The sequence below is a fragment of the Pseudomonas sp. GW821-FHT04D07 genome (assembly GCF_059420225.1).
Genome location: NZ_JBWKTH010000015.1, coordinates 78,280 through 93,709, shown reverse-complemented (window position 1 = coordinate 93,709; position 15,430 = coordinate 78,280). Strand labels below are relative to the sequence as shown.

At 63.2% G+C, this 15,430-nt stretch carries 9 protein-coding genes; 2 read left to right on the top strand and 7 right to left on the bottom strand.

Features of this window, described 5'->3' with window-relative positions; genetic code table 11:
* Positions 1-66: 66 nt before the first annotated feature.
* The 7 genes from AC07T0_RS18500 to AC07T0_RS18470 form a co-directional block, all read right to left on the bottom strand.
* On the bottom strand, positions 67-2,226 hold the full coding sequence (locus AC07T0_RS18500) for a hypothetical protein (protein ID WP_495002573.1): 2,160 nt from the start codon (positions 2,224-2,226) through the stop codon (positions 67-69).
* A complete protein-coding gene (locus AC07T0_RS18495; protein WP_495002572.1) occupies positions 2,213-3,415 on the bottom strand; it encodes a DUF3142 domain-containing protein in 1,203 nt (400 codons plus the stop codon). The genes AC07T0_RS18500 and AC07T0_RS18495 overlap by 14 nt, the downstream gene beginning before the upstream one ends.
* Positions 3,416-3,480: 65 nt before the next feature.
* Positions 3,481-4,527, bottom strand: coding sequence for a phytoene/squalene synthase family protein (locus AC07T0_RS18490; RefSeq protein ID WP_495002571.1), 1,047 nt, complete (start codon positions 4,525-4,527; stop codon positions 3,481-3,483).
* A 183-nt stretch (positions 4,528-4,710) separates the two neighbouring features.
* Entirely contained in the window at positions 4,711-6,159 is a 1,449-nt protein-coding gene (locus tag AC07T0_RS18485) for an efflux transporter outer membrane subunit (RefSeq protein ID WP_495002570.1), read from the bottom strand.
* Positions 6,160-6,162: 3 nt separating this feature from the next.
* The gene (locus AC07T0_RS18480; protein WP_495002618.1) at positions 6,163-9,282 is read right to left on the bottom strand and encodes an efflux RND transporter permease subunit; all 3,120 of its coding nucleotides are present in this window, start codon (positions 9,280-9,282) and stop codon (positions 6,163-6,165) included.
* A 5-nt stretch (positions 9,283-9,287) separates the two neighbouring features.
* Complete coding sequence (locus tag AC07T0_RS18475; protein ID WP_495002569.1) at positions 9,288-12,353, bottom strand: efflux RND transporter permease subunit; 3,066 nt, start codon at positions 12,351-12,353, stop codon at positions 9,288-9,290.
* 77 nt (positions 12,354-12,430) lie between these two features.
* Positions 12,431-13,438 carry an efflux RND transporter periplasmic adaptor subunit gene (locus AC07T0_RS18470; protein ID WP_495002617.1) on the bottom strand — a complete coding sequence of 336 codons (1,008 nt, stop codon included), beginning with the start codon at positions 13,436-13,438 and terminating at the stop codon, positions 12,431-12,433.
* A 471-nt stretch (positions 13,439-13,909) separates the two neighbouring features.
* Here AC07T0_RS18470 and idi point away from each other — a divergent pair, with 471 nt between their 5' ends.
* Both idi and AC07T0_RS18460 read left to right on the top strand, forming a co-directional pair.
* Positions 13,910-14,476, top strand: a complete 567-nt coding sequence (gene idi, locus AC07T0_RS18465) for an isopentenyl-diphosphate Delta-isomerase (protein WP_495002568.1) — start codon at positions 13,910-13,912, stop codon at positions 14,474-14,476.
* Between the two features lie 11 nt (positions 14,477-14,487).
* Positions 14,488-15,423 carry a polyprenyl synthetase family protein gene (locus tag AC07T0_RS18460; RefSeq protein WP_495002567.1) on the top strand — a complete coding sequence of 312 codons (936 nt, stop codon included), beginning with the start codon at positions 14,488-14,490 and terminating at the stop codon, positions 15,421-15,423.
* Positions 15,424-15,430 lie beyond the last annotated feature (7 nt).

Below are 15,430 nucleotides of genomic sequence, written 5' to 3'. Positions count from 1 at the left end.
CGCCCCTTCATGAAAGGTTCAAGGCGATGCATCCCTAAGCAATAGCACGCCCTGGCCGACCTTGCCTCAAAGCTTCGCTTTACGCCGACGGACCCACAGCGCCGCCAACCCGCCCAGTACCGCCAGAACGCCAACCACCAGCACCACCTTGTAGGGCCGCAAGGCCGAACGCACTGCATTCAACGGTTGGGTCAGGTAACGCCTGTTGGCCTGGTCAAAGTTCGGTTCCTGACACTGCTGGCCAAAATTCGTCGCCCAACTCACGTACGGGCCTTGCTCGACATAACGCTGGTAATACTGGATTTCTTCATCGCTGCCGGCAACCCAACCGGCCGCCTTGCACAACACGGCGGCAAAGGCCTGACTGCTGTGGGGCAACTGGTCGGCGGCCTGATTGGCCAGGTCCGCGGCGACCCAGCGATAGTGATAACGCCGGTCGGGCTTGGCCGCGGAAGCCTGCTGCCGTTGGATTTCCGCGGTTTCGAGAAACGGTGCCGGCTGCATCGGGGGCGCGCCCAGGCTGTAGTAACCGTCCAGGGAGCGGTAATCCGGCGCCATCTCGTAGCCGAGGATTTCCATGCCCGATTTGCGCGCCAGGGTAGCGGCGGCAAACAACGCTTCGGCACGCCCGGTGGCGGTCCAACGCGACACGGCCTGCTGGCGGTCGCGGCCATAATCCCGCGCCGTGGCCTTTAATTCGGGGTTGTCGAAATACCCCGGCGCTGCATCGTAGCGCCCTTCGCGCAACAGGCGCCGGCCCAGCAGTTCACGCAGCTCCGGGCGTCGAACGTAGCTGTCCTTGTCCTCGGGTTTGGGCGTCAGCGCAGGCACATGGGCATCGACATAGGCTTTCAGTTCGTCGAGCGTCAGCACCCGCTCGGCCACGGTCGCGGCATCCATCCAATAGAGGCCCTGGCTGCGGTAAAGCTGGTCGAACGCTTGCAGGTAGTCGCCACGGTCCAGCGCCAGGATCGCGCTTTCAGCCTGGACCCGGCAACCGGGCTGGATGCTTTCGAAGCTCCAGTCCGGCGTACGCCGCGGCCCCCAGACTTCGTCCTTGGGAAACGCCTGGGCCGCCTTGGCATAAGCGGCCGCGGCCTGCACCTTGTCGCCGTCGCGCAACGCCAGCTTGGCCCGCACCCACCACGCCAGGCCGCCATCACCGGCGTGTTCGAGAAAAGCCTTGGCCCCCGCGTAGTCAGCCTTCTGGTAACTCAGGGCGGCCAGGCGATCGGCGTTGTCCAGGCTACCAGCGACACTGGCCAGCAAGACCTTGGACAGGCGCTGCTGCTCCTCGGGCTGCTCATCGAAGAACCAGCCGACCCGGCTCAACACATAAGCGGTCAACAACGCCTGGACGTTTTTCTCCTTGAGCAAGACGCTCAATTCGTTATCCGGTAACCGCGCCAACTCGCCGGCGATCTGCTTGAGCGAGGTGTAACCGCTGTTGGAACCCAACCGGCTCTGGCTGGCGTATAGCGCGATGGCCGTGTTCCAGTCATTGTCGAACCTGGCCAGCAGGGCTTCTTCGCCAAGGCTGGCAACTCCCAGTTCCAGGGGATCGCTGAAATCCCCCGCGCTCAGCGCCCGCGTCTGCTGGAACGCAAGCCGGGCCTGGGCTTGTAACTCAGTGCTGGTGACGACTGGCGCGGCGTTGTCCGCCGGGGTGTCGACACCCGCTTCGGCCTGGGCGCCAAGGGCGATCAACGCCCGCCCCAGCGAATACGCGGCCCAGGTGCTGCGCAACTTGCGCTGGTCGGCCGGCAAGGCCAGGACCTGGCGGAAATATTCCGCCGCCCGCTGCGCATCACCGGCCTGGAAGGCAACGGCACCGGCGATATACAAGCGCAGTTCGGCCGGCAGGCTCGCGCCCTGGGTTTCGACCTGCTGCGGGTCCGGCAGGCTGCGTAGGCGCGTCACCTCGGCCCGCAGGTTTTCCGGCAGCTCGCTGGCCTCCACCTTGTCGCGTTGCTCGCGATAGGGTTTGCTGTTGTCGTCGCTGTCCCAATAGGGCGTCAGGGTGGCTTCGGTCGCCGGTTTCAGGCCGGCAATGGCTTCGCCGAGACGATTGACCTCAAAGGCGAAGTTGGTTTCCGGCAGATCGGCCAGGGACTGGGCACGATCATCCAGCAGGCGCAGGGGGAAGTCCGGACCGCAGGCCAGTGCCGGGAGCGGCAGACTGAGGGACAGGCACAGCAGGTGCCGAGGCCAGTTACGGGTAGACATTCCAAGCTCCTTGATCGATTCGGGTACAGCGCGCCCAGCCGAGCGCACGTTGACCGCCAGCGGCGATGCGCGCGCTGGACTGGCGGGTAAAAATGAGCTGCTTCGGGGTTTGCTGCAAGGTATAGCCATTGAGCCCGTCGACGCCATCACACTGCTCGGCGTTCAACTCCACCCGTGCCGGTAGCGGCCGGTCGAGATTGCCGGCATTGCCCAAGCGTATGTCGTAGCGACCGTCGTCGGCCGACAGTTCAATCTGCCATTGACTTGAGAGCGTCTCGCCACGGGCCACCGCGCGCAAGGTCGTCAGGCTCCAGGCGCGGCGGTCACCGGGCAGCGGCAGGCGAAACCAGATCAGCCCGGCCAGGTGCGCCGGCGGTTTGGCCCGCAGTTGTTGGGCCAGGGTCGCCAGTTGTTGCGGGTCGGCCAGCAGCTCGCGGCGCTCACCGCCACGCTTCAGCACCACTTCGCTTTCGACCACGGGGCCGCCCTGATCGTCCGGCAGCAAGGCGACGCCATAGGCCGGCAGCGCCAGGTAAAACGCTTTGTCGCTGATGCGGCCCCAACGTTCGGCCCAGTCCCTGGCTTGTCCTGGGTTGAACAGCCCGAGCCTCGGGTTGCTCACCGCATGCACCTGCAACACGCTGCTGTCGACCGCCTGCAACAAGGCCGGCAGCTGCGGACTGTCTAGCCAGGCCGGCAATGCCGTGATGCTCAGTTTCAAGGTAGGCGGCAACAGGCCACGCAGCTTGACCAGGAAATCGGTATAGCCCGGTAGCCGGGCGCTGCCGCTGTCATAGTCGATTTCCAACCCGACTGGCATCACACCGCCCACTTGCCAATCAGCCAGCAGCTTCAAGATCTGCGTGCGCGCCAGGTCCAGATCCAGGGCCGGAAGCTGGCCATCGAGGCGGATCACCGCAATCACCGGGCGACCATCGGCCTTGAGCTGCACCAGGTCCACCCGCGCCCTGCTCCACCCGGCCTTGGGCTGGGCCTGGAGGGCCAGCACCCGCAAGGTCGAGAAATCCGCCCGGCTCTGAGCCAGGGCCTGTTCATGGGCCGGCCGCCACTGGCGCTGCCAGATGTAGAGCTGTTGGTCGAGGGCCGCTGGCGGTTGCGGCTGGCAGCCGCTGAACAGCAAGAGCAGGCCAAGGGAAACCAGCCTGCGGGCAGAAGAAATCACGGACATACGAGCCTTTAGTGAACGCGACGGACCTGTTTCGCCGGCATCTTACCTCAACCAGCACAGCCGTTTCAGAGACTCGCCAATGGCAGCGAACCCGCCGCCCGCTCGAACAGCACCCGCAAGCCGGCGTCGTGGGCACTCAACGAACGCAGCGTGGTGAACGTCGCCGTGGCCAGCCCACGTGGCACCTTCACCTGTGACCCGGCTTGAAAGCCGACACGTCGATGCAGGTTGCGCAGGGTCAGGATCGCCAGGCCAATGGAGTACAAACAGAAGAACCTCAAACCGGGATGCTCGGGCGCAATCAGCAGTGTGTAATCAAAGGCCCGGCGTAGATGGGCGTGGGCGATGCCGATCAGTTCCGTCAGCGCCTGCGCATAGCCAGGCTGCGTACTCGCCTGCAATGACAGCAAGCACACGCCATGTCGCGCAAACAGGTCCTGTGGCAACCAGCAAACACCACGCCGACGATCCTCCCATTGGTCCTTGAGGATATTGGTCAGTTGCAAGCCCTCGCCAAACGACACCGCCAGTGCCGACATCCGTTCCTGATGAACCGCCAGTTCCGGCGCGAAGTCGACGAACAAGTCGGTGAACATTTCGCCGACCACACCGGCGACGCAGTAACAGTAGCGTTTGAGCTCAGCCAAGGTCGCCAACCCCTGTAAACCGGCGACACGCTGGAAGTCACTCATGCCGGGGCACATCACCGTCAGGCACTGCACAATGGCCGTCTGCTGGGGATTGTCGAGTGTCCGAAAGACCTCCAGTACCCGTGGCAACTGGCTCAACAACGCCCGCTCCGCCGGCGAACTGGCCTCGGAAAGCAAGAGAGTCAGCTCAGCGCAGAACGGTTGGGCATCGATCTCACCACGGACCGCCTGGATATAGGCCGCTTCATACCGCTGTTTGTCGGCAATCGACAGCGCCGGCTCGTCTTCAATGGTGTCGGCGATCCGACAGAGCAGATAGGCGGTGGTCATGGCGGTGTTCAACGGCGCCGGCAATTGCGGGATGGTGAGGGCAAAAGAACGAGACACCTGAGGGAAAATCGCCTCCTGATAACCGAGGGCGCTCTGCGGTGCCAATGCTCCGGCTGTGTGGCTAAAGGGCATGGTCAGGCTCGTTGAATAAAAGAAAATCGCTTGGGGCGCGTGCATCTTAAAGGCTGGAAAGCAGCGACAAGATACCGTCTTGCAACCGATTGTTATAACGAGCCGGCGCCCACAGCAGAAAATATTCATCGCGACCGTCGCTGGCGTTGCTGCCTGAGAGCCAAACCGACAGCCCGCGACGCCTCACTTGCCGGTCAAATTGCCCCCCTGCCAGCCGCCGCCAAGGCTCTGGATCAACGCCACACTGCCCTGGGTCAGTTGGCCCTGGGTGTCACGCAGGCTCTGCTCGGTCTGCAACAGGATCAGTTGCTGGGTCAACACGCCCTGCAGGCTGACCGTCCCAGCCTTTTGCTGAGCCTGCTGGCTGCCGAACAGTTGCTGGTTGCGCTGGTAGATCTGCTGGTAGGCCTGGGCCTGGGTTTGCAGGTGATTGAGCGCCGAGAGATTGTCTTCGACGTTCTGCAAGGCACCGAGCACCGTGCCGCGATAGTTGGCGACTTCCTCGTCATAGCTGGCTTCGGCCGCCTTGACCGCCGCCGTGCGCGCACCACCGTCGAACAGGGTTTCGGCCAGCGCCGGGCCAACGCTCCAGATCCGGTTCGGCAACGAGAACAGGCCGCCCAGTGCGCTGCCGGTGTAGCCGACCTGGGCCGTCAGGTCGAGATTGGGATAGAACGCCGCCTTGGCGACGCCGATTTTCGCATTGGCCGCGGCCACCGAACGCTCGGCGGCGACTACGTCCGGACGCCGTTGCAACAACCCCGACGGCAGACTCAGCGGGGTGGCCGGCAGGTTGAAGGCAAAACTGTCGAGCGGCGCCAGGCTGAACTGCGCCGGCGCCACGCCCACCAGCACCGCCAGGGCATGCTCGAATTGCTCACGCGAACGCTGTGAGGTCTGCAAGGCGGCCACCACGCTGGTCAATTGGTCCTGGGCCACCAGCAACTGATCGTTGGACGCGGTGCCCTGGGTGTATTCGGTCTGGATCATGTCCAGCAATTGCTGGTTGATGCGCTGTTGCTGCTCCAGCAAGCGGATATCCATATCCAGTTGGCGGACGCCGAAGTAATTGCTGGCGACACTGCCACCGATGGACAGGCGGACCCCGGCCAACAACGCATCGGAGGCCTGGGCCGAGGCCTGGCTGGACTCGATGCCACGGCGGACCAGGCCCCACAGGTCCGGCTCCCAACTGGCGCCAAGGGTAGCGCTGACACTCTGCTCGACCCGGCTACCCGAGGTACTTGAAGTGTTTGAGGTACTGCCGCTGCTGCTCTTGAGCACCCCGCGGGAACCGGACAATCCGGCGGACACCGTCGGCCAGAGCCCGGCCCGGCTGGAAGCGACCTGCGCCTGCGCCAGCCGGTAAGCCGCCTCGGCAGCGACAATCGACTGATTGGCCTTGGCTGCGCGGGTCATCAGGTCGTTGAGGAGCGGATCGTGGTAATCCAGCCACCACTGGCTGTCCAGTGCGCCCTGGGGGTTGGCCACCGCTCGCTGCCATTGCGCGCCTTCCTTGAAGCCCTGCGGCAACTCGAGCGGCGGTTTCCGGTAATCCGGCCCAAGCAGGCAGCCGCTCATGCTCAAGCTGAATAGCAGGACCAGCCAGGGCGCGCGTTGACCCATCATCATTGTTCAAGACTCCTTGCCGCGCCGACGCAGTCGCTCGGAAGCGCTGTCCAGCCACAGATAGATAACCGGCGTGGTGTACAGCGTCAGCAATTGGCTGAGCAGCAACCCACCGATAATGGAAATCCCCAGCGGCCGGCGCAACTCCGAACCGTAGCCACTGCCCAGGACCAGCGGCAAGGCCCCGAGCATGGCCGCCAGGGTGGTCATCATGATCGGCCGGAAGCGGATCAGGCAGGCCCGGTGAATCGCCTCGCGGGCGCTGCGCCCGTGCTGGACCCGCTCGGTAATGGCGAAGTCGATCATCATGATGGCGTTCTTCTTGACGATCCCGATCAGCAGGATCACCCCCACCAGGGCAATGATCGACAGCTCGGTGCCGGTCAGCAACAAGGCGATCAGGGCCCCAACACCGGCCGACGGCAGGGTCGAGAGGATCGTCAGCGGGTGCATCAGGTTCTCGTAGAGCATGCCCAGCACGATATACACCGACAGCAGCGCGGCAACGATCAGCAGCGGCTCGCTGGCCACCGACGACTGGAACACCTGGGCCGTGCCGGCGAATTGCCCGACCACGCTGGCCGGCATGCGCAACTGGGTCACGGCGTCTTCCACCAGCACCGTGGCCTGGCCGATGGCAATACCCGGCGCCAGGTTGAACGAGGCCGTCACCGCCGGAAAGGTGCCCTGGTGGGCAATGGAAATCGCCGTGCGCTGAATGCCGGTATCCGACAGCGCCGCCAGCGGCACCAGTGTCCGGCCACTGGCCGGCAGCGTTGCGGTGCTTGCCGTCTGGCTGGAACTCAGCGGCCCGGTGGGGACATAGATCGACTTGAGGGTCTGCGGATCGGTCCAGTACGGCGGCGCCACTTCCATCACCACATGGTATTGGTTGGCCGACCTGTAGATGGTCGAGACCTGGCGTTGGCCGAACGCGTCGTAGAGGGTCTGGTCGATATTGCCGATAACGACCCCCAGGCGCGCGGCGCTATCGCGATTGATGCTGATATTGGCCAGCAGGCTGTTGTCCTGCTGGTCGGTGTTGATATCGGCCAGCTGCGGCAAGGTGTGCAGCACGGCGACGACCTTGGGCACCCATTCATCCAGGGTATCCTGGTCATCGGCGGTCAGGGTGTACTGGTATTGCGCCCCGCTCTGCCGCCCGCCGACGGTGATGTCCTGGGCCGATTGCAGGTACAGCCGGGTCCCCGGCAGGTCACCGAGGGCCTTGCGCACCTGGGCGATCACCTGGTCGGCGCTGTCCTTGCGCTCGCCGATCGGCTTGAGTGCAATAAACAACTGGCCGCTGTTGATCGCCCCGCCGCCACCGCCACCGCCGCCGATAAAACCACCGACGGTCTGCACATTCGGGTTCTTCGACACGGTCTGGTTGATCTTGCTGAACGCCTCCTGCATCGCCGCATAGGAAATACTTTGCGGGGCGATGATGCTGCCCTGCAGCCGCCCGGTGTCCTCCTGGGGAAAGAAGCCCTTGGGCACCAGCACATAGAGCACGCCGGCGAGGATAATGACCAGCACGGTCAATAGCCCCATCAGGGCCGAATGCTCGACGACCCAGACCAGGGTACGGTCATAGAACCGATGGAAACTCGAGTCCGGGTACTCGTGATCGGCACCCGTCGCCTGGCTCGGCCGCAGCAGGATGCTGGACAGCATCGGGGTCACGGTCAGGGAGATCAGCATCGAGATCAGGATCGCCACCGACAGCGTGATGGAGAATTCGCGGAACAGGCGCCCGACGATACCGCCCATCATCAGCAAGGGGATGAACACCGCGATCAGCGACACACTGATGCTCAGCACCGTGAAGCCGACTTCCCGCGCCCCGGTCAGTGCCGCCTGCAGGCGGCTCTCGCCGCGCTCCAGGTGGCGCATGATGTTTTCCACGATAACGATCGCATCGTCCACCACGAAACCGGTGGAAATGGTCAGCGCCATCAGCGACAGGTTGTTCAGGCTGTAACCGAGGAAATACATGGTGCCAAAGGTACCGAGCAACGACAGCGGCACGACGATGGCCGGCACCAGGGTGCTGCGCCAGTCGCGGAAGAAACCGAAGGTCACCAGGGTCACCAGGAGAATCGACGCCAGCAGGGAGACTTCCACATCGTGCAACGACGCGCGGATGGTGGTGGTGCGGTCGAGCAGGATATTGAGCTTGATCGAGGCCGGGATCGAGTTCTGCAGGAACGGCAACGAGGCCTTGACCGCATCCACCGTCTCGATGACGTTGGCCCCCGGCTGCTTGAACACCACCAGCAGCACCGCCGGCCGACCATTGGAGAGGCCGAAGTTACGCAGGTCCTCGACATCCTCGCGGACGTAACCCAGGTCGGCGATATGCACCACGTCACCGTTGTTCTGCTTGACCACCAGTGGCGCGTAATCCTCGGGCTTGAACAGCATGTCGTTGGCGCCGATGCCGTAGGAGCGATCGCCGATGGACAACGCGCCTTTGGGCAGGTTGGCGTTTGAGGAGCCGATCGCCGCGCGAACCTGCTCCAGGCTGACACCGTAATGGTTGAGGCGGTCCGGGTTGAGTTCGATGCGTACCGCCGGCAACGCGCCACCGCCAACGGTGACATCGCCAACCCCACGGGTTTGCAGCAGTTTCTGCTCCAGCAAGGTCGAAGCCACGTCATACATCTGACCCGGCGTGGCGCTGTCGGAGGTCAGGCTGATGATCATGATCGGCGAATCCGCCGGGTTGACCTTGCGGTAGGTCGGATTCCCCGACAGATCGCTGGGCAGGCTGCTGCGGGCAGCGTTGATCGCGGCCTGGACATCGCGGGCGGCGCCGTCGATATTGCGGCTCAGGTCGAATTGCAGATTGATGCGGGTCGAGCCCAGGTTGCTCGACGAGGTCATCTGGGTCACCCCGGCGATTTGCCCGAACTGTCGTTCCAGCGGCGTGGCCACCGAGGTGGCGACGGTTTCCGGATTGGCGCCCGGCAACGAGGCGCGCACGCTGATGGTCGGGAAGTCGACTTGCGGTAATGGCGCCACCGGCAACAACAGGAACGCCAGCCAGCCGAACAGGGCCAGGCCGACCGCCAGCAGGAAGGTTGCAATCGGGCGCTGGATAAACGGTGCGCTGATGTTCATCGGCATCAGCCCTCAGTCTCGGTTTGACGCGTGCCGAAACGACCTTCGAGCTGGTTCATCGCGAGGAAAATCACCGGTGTGGAAAACAGTGTCAGCAACTGGCTGAGCAACAACCCGCCGATGATCGCGATACCCAGCGGATGACGCAGCTCCGAGCCAATGCCGGTGCCCAACGCCAACGGCACCGCGCCGAACAGCGAGGCCATGGAGGTCATCAGGATTGGCCGGAAACGCAGCTCCGCGGCCTTGCGAATCGCCGCCACCGGGTCGAGTCCGTCCTTGCGCTGCAACTCCAGGGCGAAGTCGACCATCATGATGCCGTTCTTCATGACGATGCCGATCAACAGCACAATGCCGATCAGGCCGATGATATCGAACTGGGTGCCGGTGACCAGCAACGCCAGCAAAGCGCCGAGGGCCGCCGAGAGCAAGGTCGAGAGGATGGTCACCGGGTGCACGAAGCTCTCGTAGAGAATCCCGAGCATCAGGTAGACCACGACAATCGCAGCCACCACCAGGAATATCTGGTTCGACAACGAGGATTGGAAGGTCGCGGCGGCACCCTCCAGGTTGGCCTGCACCGTCAGCGGCAGGCCGAGGTCTTTTTCAATCTGATCCAGACGCGTCACCGCCGCGCCCAGGGTCTGGCCAGGGGCCAGGTTGAAGGAAATGTCGGCATAGGGGAACTGGCCCAGCCGGTTGATGGTGATGGGCGTACGGATCACCTGCTGGGTCGCCATGCTCGCCAGGGACGTCACCGTGCCGCTGCCGGTGGTGACATAGAGCCCGGTCAGCAGATCGGCGATATTGCGCGGCGGCCGGTCGGTGGCCATCACCACGTGATACTGGTTGAGCTGGGTGTAGATGGTCGACACCTGGCGCTGACCAAAGGCGTCGTACAGCACGTTATCGATGGCCTGGGGCGTCACGCCGAGCCGGGAAGCGGTGGCACGGTCGATGTTGATCTGGATCTGATTGCCGAACTGCATCGCCTGGCTTTGCACATCGCTGAACAGCGGGTCCTTGCCGATGGCCGAGAGCAACTTGGTCGTCCACTCTTCCAGGACCTGCGGGTCGGTGGCCTGCAAGCCGAGGCGGTAGCTGGTGGTCGAGATTGTCGCGTCGAGGGTCAGGTCCTGCACGCTGTGCAGGTACAGGCGCACCCCGGAATCATCGGCATTGGCGTCCGACAGCCGACGAATCACCGCCGCCGCACTGTCACGCTGGCCGCGCTCCTTGAGGTTGATCAGCAGATTGCCCTGGTTGATGGTCGGGTTGGTCTGGTCGATACCGACGAAGGACGACAGGCTGGCCACCGCCGGATCCTTGAGGATGCGTTCGGCGAGCTTCTGCTGTTGCAGCGCCATCTGCTGGAACGACACGGTGGGCGACCCCTGGGAAATACCCTGGATCAGCCCGGTGTCCTGTTCGGGGAAAAAGCCCTTGGGCATGATCACAATGGTGAACAGGGTCAGCAAGGCGGTAAAGACGATGGAGATCAGCGTCAGGGTACGGTGCACCAGCACCCAGTCCAGGCCGCGGACGTAATAGCTGTTGATCCGGTCGAAAAAGTCCGGACGGCGCTCCCCGGGATCGTTGCGCAGCATGCGCGAACACATCATCGGTGTCAGGGTCAGGGAAATGATCGCCGAAATCACGATGGTCACCGCCACCGTCATGGCGAACTCGCGAAACAGCCGGCCGACCACATCGCCCATGAACAACAGCGGGATCATCACCGCGATCAGCGCCACCGACAGCGAGATGATGGTGAAACCGATCTGCGCCGAGCCCTTGAGCGCGGCCTGCAACGGCGTATCGCCCGCCTCCAGGTAGCGGGTGATGTTTTCGATCATGACAATGGCATCATCGACCACAAAACCGATGGCAATGGTCAACGCCATCAGCGTCAGGTTGTTCAGGGAAAAGCCCAGGGCGTAGGCCACCGCCAGGGTACCGATCAGGCTCAGCGGCACGGTGACGGCCGGAATCACCGTGGCCGGTACATTGCGCAGGAACAGGAAGATCACCAGCACCACCAGCAGCACCGCCACCGCCAGTTCGTACTGGACGTCGGTGACCGAGGCGCGAATGGTCTGGGTGCGGTCGGTCAGCACGCTGACCTTCAGGGTCCCCGGCAAGCTGGCGCGCAGCTTGGGCAGCAGTTGCTGGACCCGGTCGACCACCTGGATCACGTTCGCCCCCGGCTGGCGCTGGATATTCAGCACGATCGACGGCGTGTCGTTGGTCCAGGCCGCCTGCCGGGGATTTTCCGCGCCCTGGATCGAGCTGGCGATCTGCGCCAGGCGGATCGGCGCACCGTTTTTGTAGGCGATCACCAGGTCGCGGTATTCCTCGGCCGATTGCAACTGATCGTTGGCGCCGATGGAAAACGCCTGGAACTTGCCGTCGATATTGCCCTTGGCCTGGTTGACGTTGGCCGCGCCCAGGGCGCTGCGCACATCCTCCAGCGACAGGCCCATGCTGTTGAGCGCCGAGGTGTTGGTTTCAATCCGCACCGCCGGACGCTGGCCGCCGCTGATGGTGACCAGCCCAACCCCGGAAATCTGCGAGATCTTCTGTGCCAGGCGGGTATCGGCCAGGTCCTCGATCTTGGTCAGCGGCAGTACATCGGAAGTCAGCGACAGCGTCAGGACCGGCGCATCGGCCGGATTGACCTTGCTGTAGACCGGTGGGTACGGCAGATTCGCCGGCAGGAAGGTGCCGGCGGCATTGATCGAGGCCTGCACTTCCTGTTCAGCGATATCCAGCGACAGTGACAAGTCGAATTGCAAGGTGATAACGGAAGCACCATTGGAACTGGTGGACCCCATCGACTTGAGACCGGGCATTTCGCCGAACTGGCGCTCCAACGGCGCGGTGATCGAGGAACTGATCACCTCCGGGCTGGCACCGGGGTATTGGGTGAAGACCTGGATGGTCGGGTAATCGACTTCGGGCAGGGCCGAAACCGACAGAAAGTGGTAGCCCAGCAGCCCCAGCAGGAACACCGCGACCATCAGCAGCGTGGTGGCGATGGGGCGCTCGATAAAGGGTCTGGAGATATTCATGAGCGATCACCCTGTGGCGATCGGGCTTGTCGGAACGCCGAACCGCCACAAATAGAGTGTCTGAGACATTGTTGAACTCACTGACTGACCACCTTCACCGCAGAGCCGTTGTCCAGTTTGTCGGCCCCTTCGGTAATCACCTGTTCACCGACTTTCACGCCCTCCTCCAGCACCGCCGTCAGGTCAGCGCTGACCGGCCCGCTCTTGATAGTGCGCAGGCTGGCTTTATTGCCTTGCACCACGAACACGAAATCGCCCTTGCTGCCGTGCTGGATTGCCAGGGTCGGCACCACCGCGACCTGCTGCAAGGTGTCGGCCTTGAGCCGGGCATTGACGAACTGATTGGGGAACAGCGCGTTGCCGGCGGCATTGAATTGCGCCTTGACCCGCACCGTGCCGGTGCTGGTATCGACCTGGTTGTCCAGAGCCAGCAAGGTGCCGCTGGCCAGCAGGTTATGCTTGTTGCGGTCATAGGCCAGGACATCGACCGCGCCCTTGGCCATGGCCTGGTCGATGGCGTCGAGATCATCCTCCGGCACCGCAAACACCACCGTGGCCGGGTTCATCTGGGTGATCAGCGCGATACCCGTGGTGCTGCCCGCGTTCACGAAGTTGCCGGGGTCCACCAGGCGCAGCCCGACAATGCCATCCACCGGAGAGGTGATGGTGCAATACCCCACCTGTACCTGCAGGTTCTGCACCGCACCATCATCCGCCGCCACCGTGCCCAGTTGCTCTTGCACTGTGGCAACCTGGGTATCGAGGGTCTGTTGGCTGACCGAGCCGATCTTGATCAATTCGCGAAAACGCGCGAGGTCGCGCTGGGCATTGACCAGCACCGCCTGGTCATGAGCCAGCACGCCCCTGGCCTGAGCCAACTGGGCCTTGAGCGCCCGGTCATCGATACGCGCCACCACCTGGCCCTTGCTGACCCGTTGCCCTTCCTTGAAGTCCACCGAGGACAGGATGCCGGAGACCTGGCTGACCACGGTCACGCTACGGGTTGGCGTCACCGTGCCCAAAGCATCGATATACACCGGCACATCCATCAACTTGACGGCGACGGCCGTCACCGGATCGCCCATCGAGGGCGGTTTGCCCTTGGGTGTGTTCACGTGCTGATAAAGCGCCCAGCCACCTACCAGGAGCCCCAGCACCACGACCACCAGCAGAATTCGTGTTCCCTTGCTGTGCTTCACTCATCGCCCCCTGGGTCCGCTTCCGCACCGGCAGCGGCCACTGGCCCTGTGCACTGAAGGTTAGTCTGCTATGGAGGTTGCGCCCCGGAACCTGAACCTGAGCTTTCTGCGGCCGACACCGATCGTGAAACTCTTGTCAGTTAATAAACCTGCGTATCGCGCAACGGCTCACCCGGAGCCGATCAGCCACGCTCGCCAACTTGCGACGAACGGCCAGGACAAAATGCCCGGCCCGCCTTGCGATTGCGCAAACGCGATCTATTGTCTAGCAATCTCACTCAAGAAAATCTGAGCTCCCCTCAACGTATTCTGGTCTGCAGTGTTGTCCAGTGACAACGACACCACGGAGTCCGAGTCATGGAAGAAACCCTCATTTTGGTAGATGAGGACGATTGCGAAACCGGCAGTGCGCAAAAGCTGCTCATCCATCAACAAGGCCTGCGGCATCGGGCTTTCTCGATCTTCATCTTCGACGAGCAGGGCCGTTTGTTGCTGCAACAACGCGCCCTCGGTAAATACCACTCCCAAGGTCTGTGGACCAACACCTGTTGTGGCCACCCGCGCCTGGGCGAACAGACCCATGCCGCTGCACAACGACGCCTGTTCGAAGAAATGGGCCTGACCTGCCCGCTGAAAAAGGTCGCCTCCCTGCTCTATCGGGAACAGGTTTCGAACGCGCTGATCGAGCATGAGTTCGATCATCTGTTCGTCGGCACCAGCGACACCCCACCAATTGCCAATCCCGATGAAGCCCTGGCCTGGGAATGGCTGCCGCTGTCCGATATTCCCGGATGCATCGCCGCTGAACCGGAAAAGTACACAGTCTGGTTCCGAAAGATCTTCGACATCTACACCCTCGCAGGTTTGCGCGCCTGGCAAGACATGGCGCTCAAGGCGTCCTCGACCGGTCATCTGGCCCTCTAGAGATCAACGTCATGACACTGAACGCGCACGATGCGTTGGCGACCTTGTTGCCAACCGAGAATGCCCTGCCCACCTTTGGCGATTGGAGACACGCGGTACTGGGGCGAATCGAACGTCGACTCGAAGATGAATTGCCACCCCAGGGAGCCCCCGCATCGCGCCTGCATGAAGCCATGCGCTACGCCGTATTGAACGGCGGAAAGCGCCTGCGCCCGTTGTTGTGCCAGGCCAGCGGCATAGCCCTCGGAGCCGCACCACAGACCTTGGATATTGTTGGCGCGGCCTTGGAAATGGTCCACGTCAATTCATTGGTTCATGACGATCTGCCGGCCATGGACGACGATAACCTGCGCCGCGGGCGTGCCACCGTGCACGTCAAATTCGATGAGGCCACCGCCATCCTGACGGGAACCGCGCTGCTGGCGCAGGCGTTCACGACCTTGCGACACACACCGCTGCCCACCAGCCGGCAGGCGCTGTTGATGGCAGAACTGGCCCGAGCGATCGGCGCGCAAGGCATGTGCGGCGGACAGATGCTTGACCTGAGCCATTCGGGCCTCTCGATCGACAGAGCTACCCTGGAGCATATGCATCAACTGAAGACCGGTGCACTGATCCAGGCCGCGTTACGCATGGGCGCGCTCTGCGCCCAGGCGGCCCCGCCGAACCGCGATGAGCTGGATCGCTACGCGGCGGCCATCGGCCTGGCGTTCCAGGTTGTCGATGACATTCTCGACGTCACCCAGGACTCGACGATGCTGGGCAAAACCGCCGGCAAGGATGCCCGCGCTCGAAAACCGACCTACGTCTCGCTGCTTGGCCTGGAGCCGTCGCGCCACCTGGCCCGGCAACTGAATGAACAAGCTCATGCCGCCTTGGCGAACTTCGACGGCCGCGCGACCTATCTGCATGACCTGGCTGACCTGATCGTCAACCGCTTGCACTGAGACACAC